We start from the raw sequence: 17,843 nt of genomic DNA, 5'->3' as shown, positions 1-17,843 counted from the left end.
AAATTGCCGGCCACGCGCTTGGACAATTGGAACCGAATTTGCTCCGCCACTGTTACCCGTTATTAGGGAAAAGTGGGGTGCGAAATGACCAATTCCTTTCAGTCCGAGATGAAACGTCCAGTCCCCATCACGCTAGCAGCCTTGGCTGGGCTCGGCTGGGTGCTATTGATCGGCATATGGCTGTCTTACGCTGACGACTTGACAGACGCCGAAGCGCAATTGTCTGACAGGCAATCTCAGTTGCAAGCCGTGCAGTCCGAATTGGCCGCGCAGAAGCAGGCCGCCGGCAATCTGGCGGACCTTCGCATCCAGACGGAGGAGGCAGGGTCGCAACTTTCTCAAGCGACGGAAAGGCAGGCGGCCGTCGAGAAGGAACTGGAGCAGTCCACAGCGCGCTTGACAGAGTTGGAAGCTTCCGTGGAATCGGAAACCCAACTGCTGGAAGAAATTCGGACCGAATTTGAGAATACCGAAGCCGAACTCGGCAAGCGCCAATCGTCACTCGAAGAGGCGCAGGCAGACATCGCCGGCCAGTCAAAGGCCCTGACTGAAATTGGAGAACGGGTCGAAGCTGCGAGAAACGAAGAGCAAAAGCTTCGCCAGAACGTGGCCCAATTGAGTGACGAGGCGGCTCGGCTGGCCGAAGAGGCCGCTGGTGCCGAGGCCCGGGTTCAGAAGGTCCGTGAAGCTGAAGCCGCCACCCAGGATGCGCTACAAGCCGCACGACTGGAGTTTAGCCGAATCGCCGAAGAACGGACTGAACTGCAGAAGGAAATCGCAGAGCTATCCAGACGACGCGACGCTGCGATATCAGACATCAGTGCCGCTGAAGAGCAGAGAAAATCGCTTCAAGACCAAGTGAGCGAAGTCGCTTCAATCCTCGAACAGCGCAGCAGCGAACTCGTCGACATCGAGCAACGGATCGCGGAGCACCAGTCGATGGGACAGACAGCCTTAGGAGACGACGCGGAAGGCCAAGTCACCCCCGGCGAGTATCAGGCAGGTCCGGTGCAAGCCTACTTTGCGTCAGATGGTAGTTTCCGCATGACAGACAAATCGGGCAGGAAGAATGTCACAGGTCGATTCTCAGTGAGTGAGAGTGCGCTGATACTCGATGATGCGGTCGGCGACATCGGCGATGCCTTCTTCCCCATGCATTGTGCAGTCAACCCGCTTCCGAACGGCTTTATACTGGCAGAGACCGAGGGGTCTTGTGCGGCTCTCGATGAAGTCACATTCGTGCGTCTCGAGTGAACTTCCGCGTTGGCGCAAAAAATCGTGCCGGCTAAACTGGCTCAATTCCTTGCAGAACTGGCTGGCGAGGATCCAGTCTCCGACAGGAGCATCAACCGGCGAGATTTCCGGGCCTCTGACGCAGTTGATCCATTCCGGGGTGTTTGCGCACGGCCGATCCCAGCATGACAAAAGTTGCATTGTGTTGCCCGCGTCTGCGATGCGGGCCCGCAGTGCTTCGGTGTAGGACTGCAGCCGCGCGGCGGTGGCGGTTCCTTGGGCCGTCAAAATGCTGTCCGAGCAGATTGGAGTGAACCTGCTCGCGCTGCGAGAGATAGCTCTGCATGAACGACACTCCGGCCTCGCCGCCGAGCAGTCTGCTGGTCTGCATGAAGGCCCCCCGTGACTGCCTGTGCCGGCGTGATGATACGGGTGGTGATGACGACCAGACTGGTAAGGGCGCAAGACTGACCGACGGCCTGAAGTACCTGGGAATACAGGAAGTCCGACGTCGACCAGACGGAGGTTAGCTGGCCAGCCATCAGGCAGGCCAATACAATCAGGGCAGTACCCGCGCCCAGTACCCAGTGCGGATCGATGCGTGCCAGCACGAAGGCCAACGGGACGACGAGCAGCACCTGAGGCAAAACGATCCCCAGCAGGACGCGACCCATCTGCAGGCTGTCGAACCCCTGGACCGCAGTCAGGAAGTTTGGGATGACGTATGACGTCGAGAGGATGAAGAAGCGGTGTCCGGCCAGTAGAGCGAAAAATTCGGATGCGGAATCGACGAGATCAACTAGGGATGCACTGGAGGTTGCTGGCATCGGCGAAGCCAGATACTCACGTTTTGTACGAATTCGTGTGATAGCTCAAAGTGCCCTTTTTAAGGGACAATATGAGGAATTCTTGGAAAACTAAACGTCGCGTAGCCATCGCGAAAATTAAGTCCGGATGGAAGCGCCTCCCCCTTCCGCCGGGCGACTTTGTCACGATTGATCCACTGCAAGCCAGCGACCGCAAGGTGCTGATCACTAAAGCCGGAAATGGTTGTTCCATCTTTACCACCGTTTGGGGAGACAGGGTCCATATATGTGTGCTCAATTTAGCGACTGCTCGTCGCCTGTTGGCGCAGCACCGTGAGGACCTGAACTCAATTTCGATCGACCTCAAGTCCATCGTCCCGAAAGGTTTCCTCCGGACGATGGAAGGGGAGGACCACAAGACCTATCGCAAGCTGTTTTCGCGTGCGATGGCAGGCTCCGTTGCACCCTCTGCGGTGACCGATGTTTGCGTCATCATTGGTCAGGGTGTGACCGGGATGCTGGACGGTGGCACAGAAACTGCGGTCCAGCGGGTCCTTGAGCAGATCGCGCTGCGGGTGCTTATCAGAACACTATTGGGTGTTAGGCCGCATACAGCAGCGTTCGAAGAGATCGAGCAGCAATTCCGCGCAATGGGCCCGGATGGCTTTGTGTGGAAGATTGGCCCCAGCCAGAGGGCAGCTTTCAAGATAATCTACAACCGACTGTTTGCGCTGATTACTGACGCTAATGGAGAAATAGGGATAGATTCCAACAGTGTCTTAGGGCGACTCGTGAATGGAGATCTCATTGACAGTACGACGATCGGCAATCTCATTTACATGGTCGAGATGGGTAGGAGCGACTTTCAAAGCCTTTTCTCATGGATAGTCCGGTTTATCGGGGACGATCCATCTATCCTCAGGCAAGCCTTCTCTAGCCAACCGCCGACATCAGGCGTTTCGCGAACGCAAGCAATTGTCTTAGAAGCACTGAGAATGGAGCAGAGCATAGCTTTGATGAGATCAGCAAAAAGGGACTTTGTATTTGACGGATTATTGATCCCGAAGGGTGCAGCCGTCCGAATATGCCTGTGGGAAATACACAAGGCCGCTTCAACCTTCGAAGACGCCCTGACGTTCAATTCGGATCGCTTCCTGCAGCGCGAGTTCTCGGCAGACCAGTTTGCCCCATTTGGGCTTGGCCACCACAGATGTCCGGCGGCTGAATTCACAACCCAGATTGCCTCGCTGTTTGTCAAAGCCTACGCACGCGCAAAGTGCGTTTGAATATCGAACTCGGAAGTTTCAGTCTGGCAACTGCTATACCGCAGTGAGACCCTTCAGCTCGATCTAATGCGCCCAATAATCGTCACAGCGGGCTCCGCCGGAAGCCACGTGGGCATCAAGCTTTGCATGTGTCTCAGTTCCCGCAGACTGGAACGCCTCGGCGAGTCGCGCGCAAGGTCGATGAAATATTCTGGACGCTTGCCTGCCTCTTTTTCGAGGACGTGGCAGAGGCAGGTCCATTGCCCGACCTATCATCCGCTGGTATGAGTGAACGGCATTTCAGAAGGGGCAAGCGAATGAAGCGTGTTTACAGCAAGCCGACCCTGGTCAAGTCGTCCGTCACGCTCCAGGCGGTGACGGCCCAGGTGCTTATCACCGGCCCGCGTCGCCCTCCGGCATAGGCCGCAGCCTTTCCACGAGCCTCTTGACGCTGGTCAGGTGCCATAGCCCGCCGCTTCCGCGTAGGCCCGTACTGGGCGTTTAAGTCGGCCCGGCTTTCCCTTACAAACATTTGGGATTCGCAGAGAGCCATTCCATGATGCAACCATCCAGAGGCGTGATTTCAGCAGCTACGAAGCTTGTCTTGGCGCCGAAGGTGAGCGCGAAGTCGCTTGGCGAAAACGAAGGGGGCGTCCTGCTGAAACTCGATTCCGGAGAGATGTTCACGGTCAACGATACCACGATGACGGTCCTCGGCGCCCTAGAGGACGGCATCGATTTCGGGGAACTGGTCAGCCGCCTCTCCGACGTGTTCGATGTCGACAGGGAGGTGCTTGAATCGGACCTTGTGGAGATCGCGCAGGATCTGCTGGAACAGCAGCTGATCAGAAGAGCGTGAGGGCTTCGCAGGTTCTCGGAATGCTGCCGTTTCGATGGCACCTCTGGATCGTCGCGCGGTACCTACCGTTGCTGGCGAAACGCTCGCCGCTCGAAAGGCTGCTAGATTTCGCGACACCGGCAAGGACGGTGCCAGCCTATGAGGCGCTCTCAGCCGAAGAGATATTGCAGGCGGTCACAGAGGTCACCGCGCGCCCGCTCAGAATGCGCGGCCGCCGATGCCTTCGCGAAGGTCTGCTGGCCTTTCGGTTCCTCTCGCTGGCAGGCTACAGGCCCGTGCTGCATTTCGGCCTGCTCCCCGATACCGCCAGGAGCGACCATCCCCGCGCCCATTGCTGGGTCGATCTGGACGGGCGAACCGTGCTCAACCCGGCCACCGTAAGGACGGTCGAGCTCTTCAGCTACAACGGCCAGGGAGTCGGCTCCGCACCCGAGGGGTTACGGTTCGAGGATGCCGATGCCTGACCGGTCGGGCAGCTTCGATTTTCTCGGCACCGCCATGCATGTCACGGCGACGGCGGACGAATGGGTTGAGGGCATGATTTCCGCCTTCCCGGACTTCGTCGCCGATGGCGAATTGCGCGGCGATGTCTTTTCCCTGCGGATCATCCAGACGGACAAGTTACCCGATCCCCCTGGTTTTCCTTTGACCTGGGAAGGCCGGATGCCTGACGGCTATCAGGGCCGGATACTCGAGGCCGAGGATGAGGCTTACCTGACTGTCGAAGACCGCGTGGCCGTTTCATGGTCCTACCGATACAAGGATGCGAAAGCGTTTGTCCTGCCGGACAGCCAGTCCGAATTCTTCACTTCCGCGGCCATTGCGGTCATCGATGCAGCACTTGCACGTGACGGCCAGTATCTTCTGCATGGCGCTTGTCTCGTCGACCGCCAGTCAAACCGGGTCATCTTGATCTGCGCGCCATCGGGCGCCGGAAAGACGACGACATCCATGGCGCTCGCGCATGATGGATTTTCGCTCGTGACCGACGATGCGAGCGTGGTGATCCCGGCAGGCAGCGCTGCGCTCGCCTGGGGACTGCCACGAGCGCTGAAGGTTCACTGGAAGACAGCGGAACTCCTGCCATGGGTAGGGCAGATGCAGGATTGTTGGGACGCCAGTGGCGAGCAGGCTGTGCCCCTCGCGGACCTGGCAGGACGCTTGTCGACCGCCAAGCCGGCGGCAAGGGAAGTGGCGGCGGTCGTGCTCCTCGGTCAGCGCTCAGCTGGCGGCCACGTTGTCGAGCGCCTGTCCAAGGCAGACCTGTTGATGGCGCTGGCGCACGACAATGTCGCCGCCCGGCCGGGCGGCATGACGATCAAGGCGCAAGCACGCTTCGAAGCGCTGGCGGAGGTCGTTGCCCGGGTCCCGGCCCTGATGCTCTCGGCCGGCACGGAGCTCCGGACGTTGCCGGGGATTCTCGCGGAGGCCCTGGAGCAACATGCCCCGCAGGTCGTCGCTAGGTGAGGATTGGTATGGAAGGTGCCTGGCTGGCGAGGCTCTCTGATCCGGCGGGCCTCAATGACAGTTTTCCCTGTTCGCCATTCCCCGCGGAAAAGCCCGGACGATTGCAGGCGCTGGTCGAACTTGCCGGCCGTCATAATGTCAGGCCGAGTTTCGTCAAGAACCTGAGAACGCAATTTGCCGATGCGCCTCAGGACTTGCTCTCGGGCGATCCGGGTCTTCGAGAGAAGGTCGAGACACAGATCATGGAGTACGCAACCGATCTGCGGCTTCTGGATTTCGCAAGGGCGGCGCTGCTGGCTGACACCGCACGGACAATCACGGAAAGCACCGTATCCGCCGGGCTGCCGGTAGTCCTCGTCAAGGGCGTGGACTTCGCCGAAGCTGCCTATGGCGGCCTGCACGCGCGAACCTTTTCCGACATCGACCTCCTCTCCCGACTGGACGCGGTTGAAGAACTGTCGAAGATGCTGCGGGATCAGGGGTTCGCCGAGGTGATGCAGTCGGCCAAGCACAGTCTGCGCACCGAGCGGCAGTGGACCCGTGCCGACGCCTATGGCGGAAACACGCTGGTCGAGGTTCATACGGACATGGTCCACGCGCCCGAACTGCGTGCCGCGCAGACGCTGACCTACGATCTCTATGCCGACCCGGAAGCGGGGGGTGTCACGCCGGCAGCCCGGCTGGTGCTCGCGGGCCTGCACGGCGCCACGTCTCACCTCTTCGGGCGACTGCAATATGTCGTCGACGGGCTGATGATCGTGCGCATGGGAGTGGACAAGGATGAACTGGCCGAAAGGGCGAAACGATCGAATTCCAAGCTCGCGGTGGCGACCATGCTGCGTCTCGCCGCCGAGATCTTCGGCTGTCGCGCCTGCCGCGATCTCTATCGACAGCTTCGACCCATCCCGTCGGCAGCGCTGGAGCGCCGGCTCATAACCGCGCCGATGGTTGTCTCGGCTAAGGATCCGCATCGCTGGCGCTTCCTGCCCCAGAGGTATCTTTATCGGTACCTCCTGCGTAGAGCCCCGGTCGCGCCATGAGCGGCAGAAAGGCCCTGTTCCTTGCCAGTCCGGTTCCCGAAGCTGCTGGTGCAATGCGCGGATGGATCGATGGCGGCAACGAGATCGCGGAAGTCTGGTACGGACGCCACCCCCGGCCTGGTTTGATGCACCGCGATGGGCGACTTGCGATCCTGGCCCCGCGCTGGTCCACTACAGCCGTGGTTCGTCGCCATGGAATCGTGACCAGAGACGTGCTGCCATTGTCAGGCTGGGCCGAGCGGCTGCAGGCGGTCGAAGCATCCGGCGCCGACGTGCTGATCAGCACCTTCTTTTCGTTCCGTGTTCCTCAGGACGTCCTTGATCGTTTCGGCACGCAAGCCGTGAACCTGCACCCCGCTCCGCTGCCTGCTTATCGGGGACCCCATGTGACCCAAGCACTGGTTCTGGATGGCCAGATCGTGGAAAACGCATGCGTGACCCTCCACCGGATGGATGCAGGATTCGATAGTGGCGACGTGATCGAAACACGACCGATCGCCTATCCGGAAGATGGCAATTTCGCACGCTATACGGCTAGCGCGGCGAGGGCCGCCTGGTATCTGACCGCCGAAGCGCTGCCGCGCTACTTGGCAGGGGAATTGGAAGCGCAACCCCAGAACGAGGGCGAGGCGCGCTACCGACGCATGGATCTCGGGAAGATCGCGATCGGACGGCATCTCGATGTCCAGACCGCCCGTGTGCTTTGCGAGACAATGGGCAGTCTGGTGCCGCTGCCGCTCGTCGAGGCTCAAGATATCAAGGTTACCGGGATCGTGAAACAGCTCGGCCTACCGAGCGGGCATGGCCCCGACATTGGACGGTTTACCGTTGACGCAGATGTCGCCGATGGTCGCCTTCGACTGCGTCGGGCTTGGCCTTGGAGCAGCACGTTCTTGAAATTCAAGCGCCTGGCGACGTTGATTGCGGAACGCGATGCCACCTGAAGGTGTGGTGCTGCTGCCACAGTCGGAGCATGCGCTCGGATGCTTCGGTGCCCGGCGGTTGCCCACCGGGGAGATATTGTCTAGGCCTGCCGTTGGGGTATCACTTTCTTCACAGAATGCGTTGGTTTCGGCCACGGGCGTGAAAAAATAGGAGCGGGGAATGAAAAAGACCTACCAGAAGCCGACTTTGGCGAAGTCACGCGTGACGCTGCAGGCAGTCACCGCCGTAGCTGTCATCACGCTGACCAAAAAGTAGGCGTCAGGCGGTCGAGAAGCTGTGGCGCTGTTGTGCCGCCGTTAGTTCTCCAGGCTTCCACCTTTCGGTTGCGGGTCCCAGATAAAACCTTCCGCTAGGTGGTCCTTGCGCGAGGGCGGAGGACTCCGCACTCGACGGCGTAACGAGTGTAGGAGTGGGAAATGAAGAAGAGCTATCAGAAGCCGACCTTGACGAGATCGCGCGTCACGCTACAGGCAGTCACGGCGGGAACTGTTGTGACGCTGGTTCAGATGAAAAGGCCGATTTCAGAGGTCAACTGAACCTAGTATGGTGCGGGACCGCGAGAAGCAGCCATGTGTCCTACACCATTCCAATATTGCGTTGCCCTCCAGGGGGTTAGAGCCCTTGCTGCGTCAAGCTCGGCCTCCTGAGGCCAAGGCGTGAGCGCTACGTCGCGTGGCGCGGGACCGGGTGAGCCCGGTCGAATTGTGATCGTCGGCGCAGGAATGGCCGGGCTTTATTGTGGCTGGCGGCTTCTCAAGTCCGGCTATCCAGCTCACTCTCTAAGAATTTTCGACGCACTCGATCGCCACGGCGGGCGGGTTCACACTGTTTCGTGGGGCGGCGATCCCGCCGTGCGACTGGATCTCGGCGCGCATGTCATCAGCGATGGCCACAGGATCGTACACGGTCTGGTCAGCCATTTCGGGCTGGCAACCGCTCCTGTCGGAACCAGCCAGGACACGGCCATATTGCATCTTCGCGGCAGGACACGCGGCGAGCGGGAGGTGAGGCGCAGCTACTTCCGAAAAGCGTTTGCCTATGATGCCGGCTGGCGTTGGCTGCGGCGCAGTCCCAGGCGAATGCTCAAGGACGCACTGCAAGCCCATGAACTGCCTGGCAGCGGCCGGGGCGGAGTACCGGCATACTCCAAGGAACTCAGCGGCCAGGCCCTTGATGCCGTATTGCGGCAGAGGCTGACGGCTGAGGAACTCCGCTATCTTTCGGACCGGCTCGGCTATTCCGTCGGCGAGGCTTCAGTGAACGCCGGGACGACGCTCGACTGGCTGTGGACGGAGATGTTCGGTGGACGATACGTCACCATCGCGGGCGGCATGTCGGAACTGACTGCCGCACTTGCTGCCAGCCTGTCGGAGCATGGCGTCACGATTGGCACAGGACACCGGCTCGACCGGTTCGAAGCCGGGCGCGATGGCGCACCGTCTACCCTCCACTTTCGTGTCGACGGCGTCGATAGGCGAAGCGTGGAGACGGAGCGGACGATTCTGGCGATGCCCCCCGGAGGGCTGAAGCCGGTCGAGGGCGTGGCCGACCTTCCAGCTGTTAAGGAGTTGTTCGGCGCAATTACCCCATGGCCCCTGGTGACGGGCGGGATCATCTTCGACGAGCCTTGGTGGCAGGCCGGGAAGCTTGCGGGAGATCGAGCAATCTCCGACCTCCCAATCGGACAATTGTTCCTTGCCAGCACCGACGCGCGGGCGGGCAGGAGCACTGGCGTGGGTGTCGCGAAAGCCTATGCTGAAGGTCAGCGCACGGAATACTGGCGCGCATTCTCGCGAGACGCCGCGCCTGGGAAATGGCGTGGGCCGGGCGATCCATTCGCGGCCGAAATATGCAGACAGATGGCGCAGGTTCTAGGGCGAGGGGTTTCTGGATCTGTGCCAGAACCGTTGGATGTCTGCCTGCAGGATTGGCAGGAGTTCCCCTTCGGCGCGGGGTTCCATCTTTGGTCGTCGGGATGCGATCCGGACAAGGCGTTCAACACCGCGCTGAAGCCCATGCCGGACTGCGAGCTCCACATCTGCGGTGAGGCGTGGTCAAGAAGACAGGCCTGGATGGAGGGTGCTCTGGAGTCCAGCGAGGCTCTCCTCGAGCGGCATTTCGGTCTGCTTCGCCGTAAATGACGGGTTCGATTTGGTGGACTCAATCTCCTCTGACCGAGTTCCAACCGCTCCGGCATCAAGGGTCGGATCGCAGACGATCCATTGACGGTTCAAGCCAATCCACCGACCATGCCGTTGTAGGCTCGGTCCCCTTTGGGCCGGATCACGCTCATGGCTGCAGTGAGTCAAAGTCTGCACTTCTACATGTCAGGCCAACAAGCTGCCATTCCGCTGTCAACCCCTTTTCCGCCGGGTGAGTCCCACGAACGCGTCAGGATTCGGGTTTGGCGGTGGCGCTGCAACTGTGAGGTGGCCTGCCACGTCCGACGGCCGGCGCAGGGCAACGGACCGTCCAGCGACGACCGTAAGCGGTCTGGGTGTCTGGCGCCCGGTCTCGGCCATGAGACCTTTGAACGCTTGTGATGAATGTGACCTTGACTCGCCACAAAGATCTCCGTCTGCGTTGGATGCTGGCAGAATTCCGTGGAACCAGAAAGCCAGTCAATTGTTGTCGCGCAAACGTTGGGGGGATTCTTGGCCTCGGATCTACCAGATCAGGAAATGATTTCGCCCGGCGCCGCCGTCTTGGCTGCGCTTGGTGACAGGATACGCGAGATCACCGATCCGGATGAGCTCGCCTACGCCGCCGCCGAGATTCTGGGGCAGGCGCTGCAAGTCAGCCGCGTCGGCTACGGCGAGATCGACAAGGATCGAGAGACGATCACCATCGATCGCGACTGGAACGCGCCTGGGATCCGAAGTCTGGCAGGAACACTGCATTTTCGCGATTACGGTTCATACATTGACGATCTGAAACGCGGAGAGACCGTTGTATTCGAGGATGCTGAAAAGGACCCTAGGACCGCAGGCGGTGCGGAGGCGCTGAAGGCAATCAGCGCCCAGGCCGTGGTCAATATGCCGGTGACCGAGCACGGTGGCTTCGTCGCGCTCCTCTATCTTAATCACGCCGAACCCCGGGCTTGGACTGAAGGGGAACTCGCTCTTATTTCCGAGGTGGCGCAGCGAACCCGAACGGCAGTCGAGCGCCTGCGCGCGGAGCAAGCACTCCATCAAAACGCAGAACGATTGGCATTCCTTGATCAGCTCAGAACGGCCACAGGTCTCATGACCGATGCCAGCGCGCTGATGAAGCTGGCGACGCAGCTCGTTGGCGAACATCTCGCAGTGTCGATTTGCGCCTATGCCGATATGGAGAGCGATCAAGACCACTTCACCATCCGTGGCGCCTGGAGCGCCGCGGGTTCTCCGAGCATTGTCGGATACTATAGCCTCGCAGACTTCGGGAAGCTTGCAGTCGCGAGGCTCAGGGCCGGCTTGCCTCTGGTCGTCCGCGACAATCGAAAGGAGCTCGCGCCGCAGGAGGCGGAAGCCTTCCAGTCGATAGGCATTGCGGCCACAATATGCATGCCGCTGGTCAAGGAAGGTCGTCTGACCGCTTTGATGGCGATCCATGACAAGGCCCCACGCCAGTGGACAGAGCACGAACTCGGGCTGCTAAAAGATGTCACCGAGCGCTGTTGGGCGCACATCGAACGAATCCGCTCGCAGGAAGCCGCCCGAGCAAGCGAGGAGCGATTGCGCCTTGCTACCGATGCAGCAGCAATCGGAATTTGGGACTACGATCCTGTCTCAGGACATTTGCAGTGGGACGACCGGTGCAAGGCGCTGTTTGGTTTGGCCCCGGATGCGGAGGTCACCTACGAGGGTGCGTTTCTGACCGGGTTGCATCCGGACGATAGGGAAAGCGCCGACGCCGCCGTCCGTCGTGCGCTAACTCCCGCTGAGCCATCCGGCTTTGACATCGAATATAGGACGATCGGTCTTCAGGATGGGGTCGAGCGGTGGATAGCAGCGACGGGCAGCGCACACTTCAGTGGCGGACAGGCGGTTCGGTTCATCGGCACCGTGATCGACATTACGTCTCGCAAGCGTACCGAACGTCACCTCCAGATCATGAACGACACGGGTGCCCGCGTCGCTGCCGAGCTGGATCTCGACCGTATCGTCCAGACCGTCACTGACGCCGGCGTCGAGCTGTCGGGCGCCCAGTTCGGCGCCTTCTTCTATAATGTCCTGGACGAGCAAGGCGGCAGCTACATGCTGTACGCTCTCTCGGGAGCTCCCAGGTCGGCCTTCGAGAACTACCCGATGCCTCGCGCGACAGCCGTCTTCGAACCGACCTTTGTTGGAAGTGGAGTCGTGCGCTCAGACGATATCCTGCTCGATCCCCGCTACGGTAAGAACTCGCCAAATCACGGCATGCCAAAGGGGCACCTGCCGGTTCGCTCATATCTTGCTGTGCCGGTGATGTCTCGGTCGGGCGAGGTGTTGGGTGGCCTGTTCTTCGGGCACGCGAAGCCCAATATATTCCGGGAAGAACACGAAACTGCTCTGTTGGGACTCGCGGGACATGCCGCGACGGCGATTGACAACGCCAGGCTGTTTTCCGCGGCAAAGCGGGAAATCGAGGAACGGCGGCGCGCTGAAGATGCTCTACAGAGACTGAATGCCACGCTCGAGCAACGCGTTCTCGAAGAAGTCCAGGAGCGTACCAAGGCGGAGGAGCATTTGCGCCAGGCGCAGAAGATGGAGGCTGTGGGCCAACTCACCGGCGGCATCGCGCACGACTTCAACAATATGCTAGCCGTCGTCATGAGTGGTCTCAATCTCGCACAGCGCAAGCTGGCCAAGGGCGATGTCGATGTTGGACGGTTCATCGAGGGCGCGGTCGATGGCGCCCAACGCGCAGCGGAACTGACGAAGCGCCTGCTCGCATTTTCCCGACAGCAGCCTCTTGCGCCGAAACGGATCAACCTGAACCGGCTGGTTGGCGACATGAGCGAACTGCTCACCCGGACGCTTGGCGAGACCATTCAGGTTGAAACTGTCCTCGGCGCCGGACTCTGGCAAGTCGAGGTCGATCCTGCACAACTCGAGAGTGCGGTGCTCAACCTCTCCGTCAACGCCCGCGATGCTATGGTGGACGGCGGGAAGCTGACTATCGAGACAGGCAATGCGCATGTCGACCTGCGCTACGCTCGCGAATACTCCATTCCCGAAGGCCAGTACGTACTGGTCTGCGTCACCGACACGGGGACAGGGATGACGCCGGACGTCATCGAAAAAGCATTCGACCCGTTTTATACGACCAAGGGTGTCGGGAAAGGCACGGGACTTGGTCTCAGCCAGGTTTATGGCTTCGTTCGGCAATCTGGGGGGCACGTCAAGCTTTACTCGGAGGTGTCGGTAGGAACCACGGTCAAGATCTATCTTCCGCGCTCCATTGGGAGCGTAATCGACGAGGTCGTGGATCCCCCGCCTGCAATCCATGGCGGACAGGCAACCGAGGTAGTGATGGTGGTGGAAGACGATGACCGCGTCCGCGCTATGGCCGTGGAAGCGCTACGGGAGTTGGGTTATTCGGTCATCGAAATGCGTGGCCCCAAGGAAGCGCTTTGCGCGATCCAGGAAGGATCGGTTCCAGACCTGCTGTTCACTGACGTAGTGATGCCGGACATGTCAGGCCGGGAACTGGTCGAGCAGGTCAAGTTGCTCAAGCCGGACATGAAAATTCTCTACACCACCGGATACACGCGCAATGCCATCGTTCATAATGGCACGTTGGACTTCGGCACGGAGCTTTTGTCAAAGCCGTACACGATCGAGGAACTGGCCGCTAAGGTGCGGACCATTCTCGATCGATAGCAAAGAGCGACGTCTCGCGTTTATGACGGCAATTTAGCTTGGAGGTGTGGGCCACGAGCCGACGGTGTCAGTTCCGGAGTTGAACGCATATGCGACCGAAAGATCGTCGTGCAGCCTGACGGTACCATTCGACAGCTTGTAGGAATTCTCCACGCCCAGCCCGAACGAGGCAATCGGTTGCCCTATGGTGTATGCGTCCTGGGTGGTGGCCAGACTGTCCGTGAAGGCGTCGATTCGCCAGGACGAAAACTTTAACAGACTGATTGGCTGACTGCACAGAAAACAAGTCAAGCCGAGATGTCCAGATTCTTGAGTTTCATGTCAGCTAGAAGCGTCGACCCGACCAATTGAACGTCTGCTTCCGACTTGCGTTCGCCATAAGCTGCCAGTCCGATAGCGGCACCGTATCGGCCATCCATGTACAGACTCCCGCAGGCCTGGAAGACGACATCGGCCGCCGGCAACTTCGGTCCCGGGTCTTCTGGTGTGAACTCGAAACGAAAAGTGTTGTCAGCTTCCCCGCGACGATCCATCCTCTATTGAGCTTTTCGGCTGTGGAGACACGATGGCCTTCAATGACGTCACTATTGTGCCTGTGCGCACTGACCACAAAGCCGCGTACCTCGCATTTTCTGCCCGTATCGCTGAAGTCTACCGGGAGTATGGTGCGCTTCGTGTCCTCGATTGCTGGCAATCCGAGGAGGGGAGTGACGCTGCAGATTTTCATGCCGTAGACGCCATGGAAGATTACTCGCCTGGCGAATTGCCCAACATGAAAAGGCTCGCTGGAGCAGGCGACGGTGAAACTGTCGTGATATCGATCACCGAGTGGCCAAGCCGCGAGGTACGTGATCGGGCAGTAAAGGCTGTAGTGGTGGATCCCCGCATAAAGGCCACGATGGACGAAGAACCGGTGTTCGACGGCCGAAGGCTGATTGCCGGAGGATTTTATGTCGAACTCGACCTGCGATGACACTGTATACTCCTCGGCTTTCAGGCGGCTGGAGCGAGCGCTTCTGAGACAGCAATGAGGTCGAAGGCTGGTCAGGAAAGTTTGCCCGGGAGGGCGGGCCCAAAATGGCAGCTCACTGCCGAGCGCTGCCTAGAACCGGACCGTCGGGAATCGGCCCCAAACTGGTCATTCCTCTTTGCGCCCTCATGTCGGTCATACGGCTCCGCCTCAGAACCGCCCGAAAGCGGACATTGCGGTTGGCCAACCAACGGATCGAGGTTGCGGCACGGTTTCCAACCGGGGTGCGCTGCTAGAGGCTGGTGTCGAACCCGTCATAGGCCCAACCCAACTCATCTCAGCGATTGGATGCGACAGTCGGTGTTCCAATCTTAGTTTGCTCGATCCAGATAGTTTGGATCGGCGATCATGTCAGACTGCGCCGAAGCCGTGTGATGCAATCAGTTTTATCATCAGATCCTTGGCACCGATCCGGTGCCGCCGATGGATGTTGCGAGCGAGATCGGCGTCGCCGCTGGCGATGGCATCGACCAGTGCGCGATGATCGGCGTTCGACGCGTGCGGGGCCGGACGGATATAGAGGGTCAAGAGACGCGCGCGATGCACTTGGTCGGAATAGGTAGAAACGATGGTCTCGAGCCTGCGATTGCCGGCCAGATTGATGAGTTTGCGGTGAAACAGATCGTCGGCACGGGCCCAAGCCTGGCGGTCGTCGGCCTGGAGAGCCGTCTCCATTGTCTCGATGAAAGCCCTGAGTTCCTTGAGGTCCTTGGTGTCGATGTTCTTGCTCGCAACCTGGTAAGCGGCAAGCGATTCCAACTCGGTCAGGATCGAATAGATCTCTTCCATGTCAGCCGGCAAAATGGGCAGGATCCTAACGCCGCGTCGCGGCCTGACCTCGACCAGTCCCTGGCCTTCAAGAATGATAGCGGCTTCGCGCACCGGGGTGCGCGACATGCCAAGCATTTCGGCGAGTTCTGTTTCGAGATGGTTCGAACCGGGTGCAAGCTTGTTCGAGATTACCATGTCTCGCAGAAGTGTCACCGCACGCTGGGTCTGCGACTGCGGCTTGTCAGCCGTTTCGCTGCTTATCAGGGCGAGCTCGATATCAGGCATTCAACTCCCCGCAAGGTCGACCTTTCGACCTTCATGTGCAGACCGGTATACTGCCTCCTCGATTTCCATATTTCGGATGTAGGATGCAGCCTCGTTCTCGATCAGCGAGCCATGCCGCAGGTGATCGGAGACATGCTTCTGTAGCGCAAAGACGCAATCTCCGCCAAATCTGTCACGCGAATAGTGCTCGTCGACCGCCGTCCATGCCTGGCAGCCGGTGTCTCGGACCGAGACCGTGCCGAAGCCATCCAGAGCAATCACGCCCCTCGAGCCTTCGATGAGTAATTCGCCCATGGTCAATCGTGTGTTCTCTGCAGGGTGGTCAACCAGTCGGTTGGCATCGAAGAGAGCGCGTCTGCCGTCAGCAAAGCCGTAGATGAAATAACCGCTGTCCTCTCCGGCAATTACCGGGTTTAAGCGTCGCAGGTCTGCATAGACGGTATCGGGTTCGCCAAGAAGGTAACGGAAGGTATCAATCCAGTGCACGGCAGTCTCGTGCACCAGAAAGCGCTCCATTGTCTGGAAATAGGGCTGCCGGTCGAGATAAGCGTCCCTGCCCTGCCCGTCACCGGGCCGAAGACGGAATGTGATCTGGTAGAGGTCGCCGATGCGTTTGGCTTCGATCAGCCGCCGAATGAGACGGTACCAGGGCTGAAAACGAAAATTCTCGTGCACGACAAGCAGTTTGCCGGCTGCTGCAACCATGTCGACGGCGCGCCGCGCTTCAGCCAGCGTGCCGCAGAATGGTTTCTGGCAGATTATCGCCCGGGCGTTGGTCCGCAACGCCTTTTCGATCAGCGCGAAATGGGCCGGGGGCGGTGCCGCGATGTCGATGATGTCGGGTTCGACGCTGCGGAACAATTCCTCGGCATCGGCGAATATCCGGGTGGGCGCGGCAGAGCCATCGTCCGCCCGGGCCAGTTTCGCAGCCTTCTCGACCTGGGGGTCGGCGATGCCTGCGAGCTCGGTGTCCGGGTTCCGACGCCAGCCGTCGGCGTGGAAGGCGCTGAAGTATCCGGCGCCGACCAGTGCGACGCGCAGTCTCCCTGCCTGTTGTGCGGTGTCATTCATGATGCGGGCTCGCTCAGGCAGCGCGCGAGGATTGCCGCGCAAACATCCTCGGTGGAGCCAGTGCCGCCAAGATCCGGCGTCAGGCAGCGGCCTTCACGCAACACATCGAAGACAGAACTACGAATTGTCATGGCCGCCTGAGAGACGCCTTCGCCTCCCTTTTCGGCCAGCCATTCCAGCATCATTGCCGCGGAAAGGATCATCGCCATCGGATTGGCGACGCTCTTGCCGGCAATGTCGGGAGCACTGCCATGGCATGGCTGGAACACGGCATGCCGGTCGCCGATATCGGCCGAGGGCGCCAGTCCAAGGCTGCCCATCAGGCCCGCGCCAAGATCGGAGAGAATGTCGCCGAACATGTTTTCCGTCACCAGGACATCGAACATTTCAGGTCGCTGCACCATCCACAAGGCCGCAGCATCCACATAGGCCGATTGCGCCGAAATGTCCGGAAACCGCGCGGCCCGTTCCAGGAAGATCTTCCGGAAGAAGGCGAAGGCTTGGAATACATTGGCCTTGTCGACGCAATGAACGATGCCCGGTCCGAGGCCCGCGGCCTTTCGCTGGCGGGCAAGGCGAAATGCGAAGTCGAACAGTTTCTCGGAAACAGCCCGCGTGATGACCATGGTCTCGCTTGCCTCGACGTCGCTTTCGGCGCGCTTCTTGCCGTGCGAGGCAAACAGACCTTCAGTGGACTCGCGGATGATGACGAAATCGATGTCGCGCTGTTCGGCTACCTTCAGAGGCGAGTTCTGCCCGGCGCGGATAATGACCGGCCTGACACCGGCATAGAGTCCGAGTTCCATGCGCAGTTCGATTTGCGGCGCGATTTCGGTGCCGTCGGCATAGCGAATCGATGGCAGGCCCATGGCCGACAACAGGATCGCATCCGCGGCGCGCGCCTTTTCGAGCGACGCTTTCGGCAGGGACTCTCCGTGGTCGCGATAGTGAGCTGCTCCGGCCGGGACGATGTCGTAGTCGAGCCTGAAAGCGCCCGATCTGGCCGCCACCTCGCTAAGAATGCGCATGGTGGGGGCCATGATTTCAGGACCGATCCCGTCGCCCTCAAAGACCGCGACCTTGAAGGTCTCGACATTCGATCCTTGCCCGGCTCGCGTCGCGGCTGTCGCTATCTGGTTCATTCAGAGGCCCTTGTTGATCGAGCGACAGATACCCACAAACAATGTCGTTGACAATGCATAAATTAATGCATACGCAAATGACA

General features: G+C 60.0%; 14 protein-coding genes. 10 read left to right on the top strand and 4 right to left on the bottom strand.

The window, feature by feature from the left end; all coding sequences use genetic code 11:
- Nucleotides 1-84 precede the first annotated feature (84 nt).
- Complete coding sequence (locus ACT2BZ_RS05250; protein ID WP_457939797.1) at nt 85-1,254, top strand: hypothetical protein; 1,170 nt, start codon at nt 85-87, stop codon at nt 1,252-1,254.
- Nucleotides 1,255-1,517: 263 nt separating this feature from the next.
- Here the strand turns inward: ACT2BZ_RS05250 and ACT2BZ_RS05245 are convergent, their stop codons facing one another.
- Nucleotides 1,518-2,060 (bottom strand): hypothetical protein, encoded by a 543-nt coding sequence (locus ACT2BZ_RS05245; protein WP_457939796.1) that lies wholly within the window; start codon nt 2,058-2,060, stop codon nt 1,518-1,520.
- 71 nt (nt 2,061-2,131) lie between these two features.
- Between ACT2BZ_RS05245 and ACT2BZ_RS05240 the strand changes: the two genes are divergently transcribed.
- The 9 genes from ACT2BZ_RS05240 (at nt 2,132) to ACT2BZ_RS05200 (ending at nt 14,434) form a co-directional block, all read left to right on the top strand.
- Nucleotides 2,132-3,325 (top strand): cytochrome P450, encoded by a 1,194-nt coding sequence (locus ACT2BZ_RS05240; protein ID WP_457939795.1) that lies wholly within the window; start codon nt 2,132-2,134, stop codon nt 3,323-3,325.
- A 535-nt stretch (nt 3,326-3,860) separates the two neighbouring features.
- Nucleotides 3,861-4,163 carry a PqqD family protein gene (locus ACT2BZ_RS05235; RefSeq protein ID WP_457939794.1) on the top strand — a complete coding sequence of 101 codons (303 nt, stop codon included), beginning with the start codon at nt 3,861-3,863 and terminating at the stop codon, nt 4,161-4,163.
- Nucleotides 4,164-4,183: 20 nt separating this feature from the next.
- Entirely contained in the window at nt 4,184-4,627 is a 444-nt protein-coding gene (locus tag ACT2BZ_RS05230) for a lasso peptide biosynthesis B2 protein (RefSeq protein WP_457939793.1), read from the top strand.
- Complete coding sequence (locus tag ACT2BZ_RS05225) at nt 4,620-5,630, top strand: hypothetical protein (RefSeq protein ID WP_457939792.1); 1,011 nt, start codon at nt 4,620-4,622, stop codon at nt 5,628-5,630. The genes ACT2BZ_RS05230 and ACT2BZ_RS05225 overlap by 8 nt, the downstream gene beginning before the upstream one ends.
- A gap of 8 nt (nt 5,631-5,638) precedes the next feature.
- On the top strand, nt 5,639-6,670 hold the full coding sequence (locus ACT2BZ_RS05220) for a nucleotidyltransferase family protein (RefSeq protein ID WP_457939791.1): 1,032 nt from the start codon (nt 5,639-5,641) through the stop codon (nt 6,668-6,670).
- Nucleotides 6,667-7,614, top strand: coding sequence for a formyltransferase family protein (locus ACT2BZ_RS05215; RefSeq protein WP_457939790.1), 948 nt, complete (start codon nt 6,667-6,669; stop codon nt 7,612-7,614). The genes ACT2BZ_RS05220 and ACT2BZ_RS05215 overlap by 4 nt, the downstream gene beginning before the upstream one ends.
- A 723-nt stretch (nt 7,615-8,337) precedes the next feature.
- Entirely contained in the window at nt 8,338-9,756 is a 1,419-nt protein-coding gene (locus tag ACT2BZ_RS05210) for a flavin monoamine oxidase family protein (protein ID WP_457939789.1), read from the top strand.
- A gap of 540 nt (nt 9,757-10,296) precedes the next feature.
- Nucleotides 10,297-13,461, top strand: coding sequence for a GAF domain-containing protein (locus ACT2BZ_RS05205; protein ID WP_457941228.1), 3,165 nt, complete (start codon nt 10,297-10,299; stop codon nt 13,459-13,461).
- Nucleotides 13,462-14,026: 565 nt separating this feature from the next.
- Entirely contained in the window at nt 14,027-14,434 is a 408-nt protein-coding gene (locus ACT2BZ_RS05200; protein ID WP_457939788.1) for a DUF1428 domain-containing protein, read from the top strand.
- A gap of 408 nt (nt 14,435-14,842) precedes the next feature.
- Here ACT2BZ_RS05200 and ACT2BZ_RS05195 read toward each other — a convergent pair whose 3' ends face one another.
- Genes ACT2BZ_RS05195 through ACT2BZ_RS05185 form a run of 3 tightly spaced genes read right to left on the bottom strand, consistent with a single transcriptional unit; the run spans nt 14,843 to nt 17,760 of the window.
- Entirely contained in the window at nt 14,843-15,547 is a 705-nt protein-coding gene (locus ACT2BZ_RS05195; RefSeq protein WP_457939787.1) for a GntR family transcriptional regulator, read from the bottom strand.
- Nucleotides 15,548-16,618, bottom strand: a complete 1,071-nt coding sequence (locus ACT2BZ_RS05190; protein ID WP_457939786.1) for a Gfo/Idh/MocA family protein — start codon at nt 16,616-16,618, stop codon at nt 15,548-15,550.
- Complete coding sequence (locus ACT2BZ_RS05185; protein WP_457939785.1) at nt 16,615-17,760, bottom strand: isocitrate/isopropylmalate dehydrogenase family protein; 1,146 nt, start codon at nt 17,758-17,760, stop codon at nt 16,615-16,617. Before ACT2BZ_RS05185 ends, ACT2BZ_RS05190 begins: the two co-directional genes overlap by 4 nt.
- Nucleotides 17,761-17,843: the final 83 nt, after the last annotated feature.

Source organism: Mesorhizobium sp. 10J20-29 (genome assembly GCF_054130485.1).
Note: the sequence above shows the minus strand (reverse complement) of the source record. Positions and strands in the feature narration are given on the sequence as shown.